Source organism: Amycolatopsis sp. NPDC003731, assembly GCF_053586895.1.
The window spans coordinates 18,847-28,392 of sequence record NZ_JBSFNC010000117.1 but is presented as its reverse complement, the minus strand read 5'-3'; the positions used below and the strand labels follow the sequence as shown (position 1 = coordinate 28,392).

The 9,546-nt window shown below is 71.9% G+C and carries 12 protein-coding genes; 6 read left to right on the top strand and 6 right to left on the bottom strand.

The window, feature by feature from the left end:
- Window positions 1–91 precede the first annotated feature (91 nt).
- Window positions 92–664: a TetR/AcrR family transcriptional regulator gene (locus ACWDN5_RS34810; RefSeq protein ID WP_449679268.1), complete on the bottom strand. Its 573-nt coding sequence runs from the start codon at window positions 662–664 to the stop codon at window positions 92–94.
- Between the two features lie 73 nt (window positions 665–737).
- Between ACWDN5_RS34810 and ACWDN5_RS34805 the strand changes: the two genes are divergently transcribed.
- Window positions 738–1,928 carry an FAD-dependent monooxygenase gene (locus ACWDN5_RS34805; protein WP_310970999.1) on the top strand — a complete coding sequence of 397 codons (1,191 nt, stop codon included), beginning with the start codon at window positions 738–740 and terminating at the stop codon, window positions 1,926–1,928.
- Here the strand turns inward: ACWDN5_RS34805 and ACWDN5_RS34800 are convergent.
- Window positions 1,894–2,259: a winged helix-turn-helix transcriptional regulator gene (locus ACWDN5_RS34800; protein ID WP_449679267.1), complete on the bottom strand. Its 366-nt coding sequence runs from the start codon at window positions 2,257–2,259 to the stop codon at window positions 1,894–1,896. The genes ACWDN5_RS34805 and ACWDN5_RS34800 overlap by 35 nt on opposite strands.
- Before the next feature lie 82 nt (window positions 2,260–2,341).
- Between ACWDN5_RS34800 and ACWDN5_RS34795 the strand changes: the two genes are divergently transcribed.
- Together ACWDN5_RS34795 and ACWDN5_RS34790 are read left to right on the top strand one after the other, a co-directional pair.
- The gene (locus tag ACWDN5_RS34795) at window positions 2,342–3,199 is read left to right on the top strand and encodes an NAD(P)-dependent oxidoreductase (protein ID WP_449679266.1); all 858 of its coding nucleotides are present in this window, start codon (window positions 2,342–2,344) and stop codon (window positions 3,197–3,199) included.
- Entirely contained in the window at window positions 3,196–3,945 is a 750-nt protein-coding gene (locus ACWDN5_RS34790; RefSeq protein WP_449679265.1) for an SDR family oxidoreductase, read from the top strand. Before ACWDN5_RS34795 ends, ACWDN5_RS34790 begins: the two co-directional genes overlap by 4 nt.
- On the opposite strand, the gene ACWDN5_RS34785 is transcribed toward ACWDN5_RS34790, so the two are convergent.
- Window positions 3,929–4,705 carry an NAD(P)H-dependent oxidoreductase gene (locus ACWDN5_RS34785; protein ID WP_449679264.1) on the bottom strand — a complete coding sequence of 259 codons (777 nt, stop codon included), beginning with the start codon at window positions 4,703–4,705 and terminating at the stop codon, window positions 3,929–3,931. The two genes, ACWDN5_RS34790 and ACWDN5_RS34785, sit on opposite strands and share 17 nt — an antisense overlap.
- Window positions 4,706–4,776: 71 nt before the next feature.
- On the opposite strand from ACWDN5_RS34785, the gene ACWDN5_RS34780 reads away from it, so the two are divergent.
- The gene (locus ACWDN5_RS34780) at window positions 4,777–5,775 is read left to right on the top strand and encodes a GlxA family transcriptional regulator (RefSeq protein WP_449679263.1); all 999 of its coding nucleotides are present in this window, start codon (window positions 4,777–4,779) and stop codon (window positions 5,773–5,775) included.
- 22 nt (window positions 5,776–5,797) lie between these two features.
- Window positions 5,798–6,682 (top strand): transglutaminase domain-containing protein, encoded by an 885-nt coding sequence (locus tag ACWDN5_RS34775; RefSeq protein ID WP_449679262.1) that lies wholly within the window; start codon window positions 5,798–5,800, stop codon window positions 6,680–6,682.
- On the opposite strand, the gene ACWDN5_RS34770 is transcribed toward ACWDN5_RS34775, so the two are convergent.
- Window positions 6,639–7,541, bottom strand: a complete 903-nt coding sequence (locus tag ACWDN5_RS34770) for a LysR family transcriptional regulator (protein WP_449679261.1) — start codon at window positions 7,539–7,541, stop codon at window positions 6,639–6,641. The genes ACWDN5_RS34775 and ACWDN5_RS34770 overlap by 44 nt on opposite strands.
- Before the next feature lie 97 nt (window positions 7,542–7,638).
- On the opposite strand from ACWDN5_RS34770, the gene ACWDN5_RS34765 reads away from it, so the two are divergent.
- A complete protein-coding gene (locus tag ACWDN5_RS34765) occupies window positions 7,639–8,022 on the top strand; it encodes a nuclear transport factor 2 family protein (protein WP_449679260.1) in 384 nt (127 codons plus the stop codon).
- Here ACWDN5_RS34765 and ACWDN5_RS34760 read toward each other — a convergent pair.
- Both ACWDN5_RS34760 and ACWDN5_RS34755 read right to left on the bottom strand, forming a co-directional pair.
- Window positions 8,019–8,651 (bottom strand): TetR/AcrR family transcriptional regulator, encoded by a 633-nt coding sequence (locus tag ACWDN5_RS34760; protein WP_449679259.1) that lies wholly within the window; start codon window positions 8,649–8,651, stop codon window positions 8,019–8,021. The two genes, ACWDN5_RS34765 and ACWDN5_RS34760, sit on opposite strands and share 4 nt — an antisense overlap.
- Before the next feature lie 15 nt (window positions 8,652–8,666).
- Complete coding sequence (locus ACWDN5_RS34755) at window positions 8,667–9,485, bottom strand: class I SAM-dependent methyltransferase (RefSeq protein ID WP_449679258.1); 819 nt, start codon at window positions 9,483–9,485, stop codon at window positions 8,667–8,669.
- Window positions 9,486–9,546: the final 61 nt, after the last annotated feature.

Sequence of the window (9,546 nt, the reverse complement as noted above, 5' to 3'; positions counted from 1 at the left end):
GGCTGCACTTCTACAATCACCATCGACCCCACAGCTCAACCGGCGGCAAGCCGCCGGTCACCCGGCTGACCAACCTCCCTGGACATCACACCTAGGTCAGGACGTCCTTCGCGATCAGGCGCAGGCCGCTCACCAAGTCGGCGCCCGAGGGGGCGTGGCCCGGGTCGATCAGCCACTGGAGCATCACGCCCGACAGCAGGGCCTGGTGCACCGTGCCGGCGGCCCGGGCCTCGGCGCTCTCGTCGTCGAGGCCCTGGAAGAGGTTCGCCAGGCCGTGGCGGGCCTGCTCGAGCGCGTCCGCCAGCTGGGCACGGACGTTCTCGTCGAGGTCCGGCTGCGAGTACGCCTCGAAGCTGACCGCCCACATCCGGCGGTGCTCGCCGAACGACTCGATCACCCGCTGCCAGATCAGCGCGAACCGCTCGGCCGGCGACGCGCCCGGCGGCGTCTCCACCTGCAGCGTCTTCGCCAGCGTTTCGCCCCACTCCTGGTTCGCCTCGATCAGTGCGGCGTTGAGCAGCGCTTCGCGTGAACCGAAGTGGTAGCCGATGGCCGCCATGCTCACGTTCGCCGCCGAGGCCAGGTCCCGCACCGTCGTGCGGGCGTAGCCCTTCTCGTACAGGCAGCGCTTCGCGCCGGCCAGCAGTGACTCCTTGTTGCCCATGCCCGCACCCTAGCACAAACGTCTTAGGCAGACGCCTTGCGCGATCGCCCAAATCCGGGTTACCGTTCTCGGCATGCAGAACAACCGAGTCCTCATCTCCGGCGCGAGCGTCGCCGGCCCCGCCCTGGCCTTCTGGCTCCGCCGCCACGGCTTCGTCCCGACGGTCGTCGAACGCACTCCGGAACTGCGCGACGGCGGCTACGCGGTCGACTTCCGCGGCGCGTCCCTGCGGGTTCTCGAACGCATGGGCCTCCTGGGCGCGGTCGAAGCGGCCGCGACCCGGATGGGCGATGTGACCTATGTGGACAGTGACGACCGGCCGCTGGTGGTCACGCCCGCCACGTACCAGAGCGGCGAGCTCGAAGTCCTTCGCGGCGACCTCGCGCGCATCCTGTACGACGCGACGCGCGACGGCGTCGAGTACGTCTTCGGTGACTCGATCACCGGCCTCACCGAGCACAGCGACGGCGTCACGGTCACCTTCGCCCACGGCGAGCCGCGCGAGTTCGACCTGGTCATCGGGGCCGACGGGCTGCACTCGAACGTGCGGTCGCTGGCCTTCGGCGACGAGGCCGGCTTCCGCCACGACCTCGGCTACTACGTCTCCATCTTCACCGTCCCGAACCACCTCGGCCTCGACCGCGTCGGCCGGTTCTACAACGAGCCGAACCGGACCGTCGGCGTCTACAGCGCGCGGGACAACACCGAGGCCAAGGCGCTGCTGTGGTTCGGCTCGGACAGGCTGGACTACGACCACCGCGACGTCGAGCAGCAGCGCCGGATCGTCGAGGAGACGTTCCGCGACGTCGGCTGGGAGACGCCGGCGCTGCTGAAGGCCATGCGGGAGGCGCCGGACTTCTACTTCGACTCGGCGAGCCAGATCAAGCTGGACTCGTACGCGCGCGGGCGCGTCGCGCTGGTCGGCGACGCCGCGTACTGCGCCGCGCCGCTCTCGGGGATGGGGACGAGCCTGGCGATCGTCGGCGCGTACGTGCTCGCGGGCGAACTCGCGGCTGCCGGCGGCGACCACGCGACGGCGTTCGGCGCCTACACCCGCGAGATGCGCGGCTTCGTCGACGCGTGCCAGAAACTGGCCGTGGGCAACGGGAAGTGGTTCGTCCCGCCGACCCGCGGGTGGCTGCGGTTCCGCAACCTGAACTACCGGCTGCTGCCGTACCTGCCGTGGCGCAAGCTGATCGAGGAGCTGCCGCTCAAGGCGGGCAACGCGATCACGCTGAAGCCGTATGCGGTGGCGCCGGCGTGACACCGCGGCGTTTCGCGATGCCGGCCATGTTCTCCTCGCCCCAGTCGCCCAGCGGCAGCAGGGCCGTGTTCAGCCGCTGACCCAGGTCGGTCAGCGAGTATTCGACCTTCGGCGGGATCTCGTGGAACACCTCGCGGTGCACGATCTCGTCCGCCTCCAGTTCCCGCAGGGCCTGGATCAGCATTTTCTCGCTGATCCCCGCCACTTTCCGCTTCAGCTCGCCGAACCGCAGCGGCTCGGCGTGCAGCGCCCAGAGGATGAGGGCCTTCCATCGGCCGCCGATCACGTCGACGGCCGCGTCCAGTCCGCAGCGGTAGGTTCTCGCCAGCATGCAGGATCCTTACGTTTTGGTGGGTACCTGACTTATTAGTCGGTACTTGTCCAGTGTAAAGCGCGCCAGCAGCATGGAATCCATGGGAGAAAGCAAGAAACGCGTGGGCGTGCTCGGCCTGGGGCGGATGGGCGCCGCCCTCGCCGGGGCGCTCTTGGGGGCGGGACACGACGTCTCGGTGTGGAACCGGTCGCCGCTCAAGGCGGGACCGCTGCTCGACCGCGGTGCCCGCCTCGCCGCCACCCCGGCGGAAGCGGCGTCGGCGGACGTCGTCCTCAGTTGTCTGTCTACATACGACACTCAGCAGCCGGTGCTCGAGGCGGCTGCCCTCACCGGCCGGACGCTGGTCAACCTCACGTCCGGCACACCGGAGCAGGCGCGTGCCGCCGCGAAGTGGGCCGCGTCCGAAGGCATCGGCTACGTGGACGGCGTGATCATGGCCGTCCCACAGGGTATCGGGACACCGGCGGCGCAGCTCCTCTACGGCGGCGCGGAACCGGCGTTCGCGGCGCAACGCGACGTGCTGGAAGTGCTGGGGACGCCGGTGTTCCTCGGCGAGGACGCCGGACTGGCGGCGCTGTACGACCTGGCGCTGCTGGGCATGATGTGGTCGACGATGGCCGGTTACCTGCAAGCGCTGGCCCTGGTCGGGTCGGAGGGCGTCACGCCGGCGCAGTTCGCGCCGATGGCCACGGCGTGGCAGTCGGCGGTCGGCGGCTTCCTGCCGGGCATCGGCGAGCAGGTCGCGAGCGGCGACTACGCGACCGACGTGTCCGCTTTGGACATCAACGCGGCCGGGCTCGCCCTGCTGGTCGAGACGAGCCGCGCGCAGGGCATCGACACGGCGGTGCCCGCCGTGTTGCAGGAGTTGTTCGACCGAGCGGTCGCGGCGGGCCACGGCGCGCACGCGATCGCCAGCGTCATCGAGGAGATCCGGTGAAGTACCAGGGGAAGAAGGCGGTCGTCACGGGCGGCACGCACGGCATGGGACTGGCGGTGGTCCGCGCCCTCCTCGACGGCGGCGCGGAGGTCCTGCTGACCGGCCGGGACGTGACGCCGCTGGAAGGGAAGCTGCCGGGCAAGGCGCACCTGCTGTCCTCGGACGCGGCGCGCCTGGCCGACGTCGCCGAGCTGGGTGCGGTGGCCGAGGACCGGCTCGGCGAGCTGGACCTGGTGTTCGTCAACGTGGGGTTCTCGACGCTGACGCCGTACGAGGACGCGACGCCGGAGCTCTACGACCGGACGTTCGACGTGAACACCAAGGGCGCGTATTTCACGGCCCGCAGGCTGGCCCCGCTGGTCCGGCCCGGTGGCGCGTTCGTGTTCACGACGTCGGTCGCGGCCGAGGCGGGCATCGCGGGAATGGGGCTGTATTCGGCGGCCAAGGCGGCGGTGCGTTCGTTCGCCCGCACGTACGCGGCCGAGCTGGCGCCGCGCGGAGTCCGGGTGAACGTGGTCAGCCCGGGCTACACGGACACGCCGACGATGGGCGTCACCGGCGTGCCGGACGCGGTCTTGGCGGAGTTCAAGGCGATCGGCGACGAGACAACGCCGCTGAAGCGCCACGCAACGGTCGAGGAGGTCGCGGCGGCGGTGTTGTTCCTGGCGTTCGAGGCGACGTTCACCACGGGCGCCGACCTCCCGGTGGACGGCGGGCTGGGGCAGCGGCTCACCCTGCCCGCGTGAGGTGGGCGCCCAGGCCGGTGATCCCCGGTGCGCGGTCGGGGCGGAGAACCAGATCCTCGTCGTAGTCGCCACCGTTCTGCGGGCGGAAGGGAATCGGATCCGCGGTTGCCAGCGTCCGCAAGCGTTTGCGCAGCCGGTTTCGCGCCTCGGCGAACTCCTCGTTCGCCACGCGGTCGGCGCCGTAGACGGGCACCGGGGGCAGCACCGACATCCCGGCGTAGAAGAGCGTCCCGTGCTGGAGGGGGAAGAGGACCTCGTCCAGGGCGCCGTTCACTCCGCGTGGCCCCATGGCCGGCTCGCGGGCACCCGCGGTGAGCACCACCATCGCGCGCTTGCCCGCGAGCCGGCCTTCGCCGTAGCGCAGGGTCCGGCCGTCTTCGGCGCGGACGCCGTAGCCGAAGCCCTTGACGAAAACGCGGTCGAACCAGCCCTTGAGGATGGCCGGCAAGCCGTACCACCACAGCGGGAACTGCACGATCACCGCGTCCGCCCACTCCAGCTTGTCCTGCTCGGCCACGATGTCCGCGCTCAGCTCGCCGCGCGCGTGCGCCCGGGCCGACGTCGCCCCGACGATCAGCCGCCCGTCCTCGGCTTCGGCGCCGAAGTCGCCCGCGTCGACCACCGGGTTCCACTTCATGGCGTACAGATCCGACTCCCGGACGTCGTGCCCGAGCTCCCCGAGCGTCCGGAGTCCGTCGTCGCGGAGGGCCCCGCTCAGCGAGCGCGGCTCGGGATGCGCGAATACCCACAACACGTTCATGTCCTCGATGATCACGCCACCGCGTGGCTCGATCGAGTGGCCTGATAGCCAACATGTGCAAGAATCGAGCCATGGCCGCATTCGCTCACCCGAACCGCCACCACGTCGCCGTCCTGGTCCGCCACGGCATGCTCGTGATGGAACTCGGCATCGTCCACCGGCTGTTCGGCCAGGCCCGCTCGGCGACGGGGGAGCCGCTGTACGAGGTCGTGACCTGCACGCTCGAGCCCGGCCTCGTCCGCACCGACGCGGACATCGCCATCCCGGTCGACCGCGGCCCCGAGGTGCTGGCCGAGGCCGACACGGTGATCGTCCCGGCGTCCCTGGCCGAGTACGAGCCGATGGCGCGCGTGCTGACCCCGCCGCTCAAGGCCGCCCTCGATCGCATCCCGCCGGACTCCCGCATCGCGTCCATCTGCACCGGCGCGTTCGTGCTCGCCGCGGCCGGCCTCCTCGACGGCCGCCGGGCCACCACCCACTGGCGCTCCGCCGAGGAACTGCAGGAGCGCTTCCCCGAGGTCGACGTCGACCCGTGCGTCCTCTACACCGACGACGGCGACGTCCTGACCTCGGCGGGCGTCGCCGCCGGCATCGACCTGGTGCTGCACATGATCCGCCGCGACCACGGCGCGGCGGTGGCCAACGACGTCGCCCGCGGCACGGTCGTCTCCCCGCACCGCGAAGGCGGCCAGGCCCAGTTCGTCCGGCGGCCGGTGCCGGAGCCCCGCACGTCGTCGACCAAAGCGGCGCGAGCCTGGGCCCTGGAGAACCTGCACCGGCCGCTGACCCTGCGCGAGCTCGCCGCCCGCGAGGCGATGAGCACGCGCACGTTCACCCGCCGCTTCCGCGAGGAGGTCGGCATCTCGGCCCTGCAGTGGCTGACCCAGCAACGCATCGAGCGCGCCCGCCAGCTCCTCGAGGAGACGGACCTCCCGGTCGACCGCGTCGCCACCGAAGCGGGATTCGGCTCGGCGGCCTCGCTGCGCCAGCACTTCCAGGCGGCGCTCGGGGTGTCGCCGAGCGCGTACCGCTCGACGTTCCGCGGCGAACTGGCTGTTCAATCCGCCTGAACTTTCGCTAGCTTCACCGGCTATGGACGACTTCTACGTCAGCCAAAGCCGCTTCACCGACCCGGGCCCGCACGCCGCCTGGCTCGACGCCACTCCCGGCGACCTCGCCGCCCTGCGACAAGCGGCGTGCGGGCTGGTGTTCCACTACTGGGGCTCGGGCCCCATCACCGAACACGGGTTCCCGGCCGCCCGCAACGACGAGATCACCCTGCGGTACGCCGCGGACATGTGGGCCCGCCTGCGCGAGCTCGACCCGGCCCCGCCGAGCGAGCCGCGGCCGCCGCTGCACCGGATCGTCGGCTGCTGCCGCGACTTCACGCTGCTGTTCGTCTCGATGGCGCGCCACCACGGCATCCCGGCCCGCGCCCGCGTCGGGTTCGCGAGCTACCTGATCCCCGGCTGGTACCTCGACCACGTCGTCGCCGAGGTCCGCACCGCCGACGGCTGGCGCCTGGTCGAAGCCCAGCTGCCACCCGGCTTCCGCGACCCGGTGGACGACGTCCAGCTCGACCTCCTCGACGTCCCCCGCGACCGCTTCCGGACCGGCCCCGACGCGTGGACCGCGATCCGCGCGGGCGAGCTCGACCCGGCCCTGGTGGTCGTCAACCCGGACCTCGACGTGCCGTTCCTGCGCGGGATCCCGTACGCGTGGCAGAACCTCGTGCGCGACCTCGCGGCGCTCAACAAGCACGAGATGCTCCAGTGGGACATCTGGGGCGCGCTCGACGACACCGTGGAACTTCCCCCGGCCACCCTCGCCCGCGCCGACGAGCTGGCCGAGCTGATGGCCACCGCCGACGTCGAGCAGGTGCGCGCCGCCTTCGCGGCCGACGACGTCCGGGTGCCGCCGGTGATCCACACGGTCACCCCGCCGGGACAGCTTCCGGCCGAGGTAGTGCTTCGCTGACCTCGGTGGCCGTCCGCACGAACCGCGCGATCCGCGGGTCACGCGCCCCGGCCGGCCAGGCGAGCGCCAGCGCGTACGGTGTCGCGTCGACGACCGGCCGGTAGACGACGTCGTCCCGCGCGCTCAGCTCGGCGACCGACGCCGGCAGGAGCGCCACCGCCAGCCCGAGCGCGACCGTCTCCAGCAGCTGGGCGCTGTCGTGCACGATCGGCCCCGGCGTCACCGGCCCGCCGGTCACGTCCTGCCCGGACCAGTACGCCCGGTCCGCGGCCGAGGAGAGCGGCCAGCACGGTGTCGGCCGCCCCGCGAAGTCGGCGCAGGTCAGCACGGCCCGGCCGGCGAGCTCGTGGCCCGACGGCAGGGCGGCCACCCGCGGCTCGCTGAACAGCACCTCGACGTCCAGGCCGTGGTGGGTGCCGCTCTGGCAGCCGAGCACGGCCACGTCGGCCCGGCCGTCCCGCAGCATCTCCGCCTGCTCGCCGAATCCGCTGACCCGCACGTCGACCGGGTCGGGGTGCGCGTCGGCGATCCGCCGCAGCAGATCGGTGGCGACGCCCGGCTTCGCGGTGACGACGAGCGCCGGCGTCTGCTGTGCCGCCCGCCGCGTCCGCCGGACCGCCGCGGTGACGGCGTCCAGCGCCTTCGCCGACTCGGCGAAGAGGACGGCCCCGGCCGGCGTCAGCGAGACGTGCCGGCTGGTGCGTTCGAAGAGCTGCACCCCGAGCCGCCGCTCGAGCAGCCGGATCGCGCGGGACAGCGGTGGCTGCGCCATCCCGAGCCGTTCGGCGGCGCGGGAGAAGTTCAGCTCCTCGGCGACCGCGCGGAAATACCGCAGCTCACGGACCTCGACATCGTCCATACCGGGAGAGTATCGCGGCAGAGTCCACAGGTCTTTCCCTTTCTGATTCGCGCATGGTGGGCTTGGTGTCGATAACTCCACAAAGGACGGACAACGGATGACGCAAACGCAGCACAACAAGGAAGTGGTCCTCGCCTTCCTCCGGCTGGCCTTCACCGAGAAACGCCCGGCCGACGCCTTCGCCGAGTACGTCGGCGACGGCTACGTCCAGCACAACCCCCACGCCCCGGCCGGCGGGGAGGCCTCGGCCCGCTACCTCGCCGGGTTCGTCGCGCGGTTCCCAGACCTCAGCCTGGACGTGTACCGGGTGATCGCCGAGGACGACCTCGTCTGCACGCACAGCCTGCTGCGCCTGACGCCCGGCTCGCGTGGCAGCGCGATCGCGGACGTGATGCGGGTCCGGGACGGCCGGATCGTCGAGCACTGGGACGTGGTGCAGGAGGTCCCGGAGGCGACCGCGAGCGGCAACCCGATGATCTAGCCGGGCTGTTCGGTTCCCGCCGGGGCGATCCCGTGGAGCGCGGCGCTCACCACCGCGTCCACCGGCGGCGGGTCGAGGGGCGCCGTGTGCGGGAAGACCGCCGTCAGCACCGAGGCGTGGCAGTAGCCGACGAGCATGGCCGCCGTCGCGTCCACTTCGGACTCCGGGCGCAGGCGGCCCAGCGCTCGTTCCGCCTCGAGGTAGGCCACCAGCCGATCACGCCAGTGGCCGGACCGCTCGCTGATCTCCGCGAACCGCTCCAGCACCCTCGGCTGCGCGACCAGGCCGCTGAACGCCGGCACCAGCACCTTGTGCAGCGCCAGTCCGAACTCCAGGTGCCGGCGGAGGTTCCCGGTGAGGGTGCCTTCGCCGGCCACCGGCAGCTCGCCGAGCTCCGCTTCCGTCGTGCGCACGTGCTCCAGCAGGGCCCGGGCCACCAGCTCCTCCTTGTCGGAGAAGTGGTTGTAGAGCACGCCGTCGGCGACGCCCGCCATGCGCGCGATCTCCCGCACGGTCATGCCGGTCGTGCCGTGCGTGGCGATCATCTTCCGCGCGGTCTCGAGCAGCAGGTCGTGCAGTGACTGCCCGTCCCGCTGGGCGGCGGCTTTCCTCGGTGACATCAGCGCCATCGTACGGGCGCCCCGCTACGACCTCCTTCCCGTGACCAGCCACGCCGTGCCGCGCAACCGGACCGCGCCGGGCCCCGCGAACGGTTCGAGCGCCACGGCGAGAGCCTCGGTCGCCGCGGCCGCCCTCGCGCTGTCGACCAGGCCCAGGTGGTGGCGGACCGGCCCCCAGTCCGCGATGAACCGCGTCGCGTCGGGGACGTCCCGGCCCCAGACCTGGTCGGCCTCGACGCGGGTGCACACCACGTCTTCGAAGCCGGCTCCGGTCAGCACCGCCCGGGTGCGGTCCGGGTCCGCGAACGACGTCGGCCCGCTGCCGTCCGGCCCGGTCGGCTGCGGCAGGTACGCCGCCAGCGCGCCGAACACCCGGCCGAGGTCGGTGCCGGACAGCGCCGTCATGCAGAGGAACGCGAGCCGCCCGCCGGGGGCCAGCGCGCGCCGGACGTTGCCGAACGCGGCCACCGGATCGGCGAAGAACATCACCCCGAACCGGCTGACCGCCAGGTCGAACCCACCTTCGGCGAACGGGTGGACCTGGACGTCCCCCTGCTCGAACGTCACGTTCGGCACCTCGGCCGCCCGCGCTCGCGCGGTCGCGAGCATCGGCCCGGACAGGTCCACGCCGATCGCGGACCGGGCCCGCGCCGCCGCGAGCCGCGTCAGCTGGCCGTTGCCGCAGCCGATGTCGAGCACGCGGTCGTCCGCGCGCACTTGATCGAGCAGATAGCCGTTGAAGCCGCTGTTCACGGCGTCGTAGCGGTCGGCGTGCGCCGCCCAGTGCTCTCCCTCGTACCCGTTCCACGCTTCGGCCTGCGCGATGTTGACGATCCCGGTCATCCTCATCCCCTCCGTTGTGAACACGCGTTCATGAACATGTGTTCATGCTGCCGCCGCGACC

Excerpts from the sequence above, each read along its gene's own strand:
- ACWDN5_RS34775 (WP_449679262.1), top strand. The coding sequence starts at position 5,798 with ATGGACGACTTCTACGTCAGCCAAAGCCGCTTCACCGACCCGGGCCCG.
- ACWDN5_RS34770 (WP_449679261.1), bottom strand. The coding sequence starts at position 7,541 with ATGGACGATGTCGAGGTCCGTGAGCTGCGGTATTTCCGCGCGGTCGCC.
- ACWDN5_RS34810 (WP_449679268.1), bottom strand. The coding sequence starts at position 664 with ATGGGCAACAAGGAGTCACTGCTGGCCGGCGCGAAGCGCTGCCTGTAC.
- ACWDN5_RS34760 (WP_449679259.1), bottom strand. The coding sequence starts at position 8,651 with ATGGCGCTGATGTCACCGAGGAAAGCCGCCGCCCAGCGGGACGGGCAG.
- ACWDN5_RS34800 (WP_449679267.1), bottom strand. The coding sequence starts at position 2,259 with ATGCTGGCGAGAACCTACCGCTGCGGACTGGACGCGGCCGTCGACGTG.
- ACWDN5_RS34780 (WP_449679263.1), top strand. The coding sequence starts at position 4,777 with ATGGCCGCATTCGCTCACCCGAACCGCCACCACGTCGCCGTCCTGGTC.
- ACWDN5_RS34785 (WP_449679264.1), bottom strand. The coding sequence starts at position 4,705 with ATGAACGTGTTGTGGGTATTCGCGCATCCCGAGCCGCGCTCGCTGAGC.
- ACWDN5_RS34805 (WP_310970999.1), top strand. The coding sequence starts at position 738 with ATGCAGAACAACCGAGTCCTCATCTCCGGCGCGAGCGTCGCCGGCCCC.
- ACWDN5_RS34755 (WP_449679258.1), bottom strand. The coding sequence starts at position 9,485 with ATGACCGGGATCGTCAACATCGCGCAGGCCGAAGCGTGGAACGGGTAC.
- ACWDN5_RS34795 (WP_449679266.1), top strand. The coding sequence starts at position 2,342 with ATGGGAGAAAGCAAGAAACGCGTGGGCGTGCTCGGCCTGGGGCGGATG.
- ACWDN5_RS34765 (WP_449679260.1), top strand. The coding sequence starts at position 7,639 with ATGACGCAAACGCAGCACAACAAGGAAGTGGTCCTCGCCTTCCTCCGG.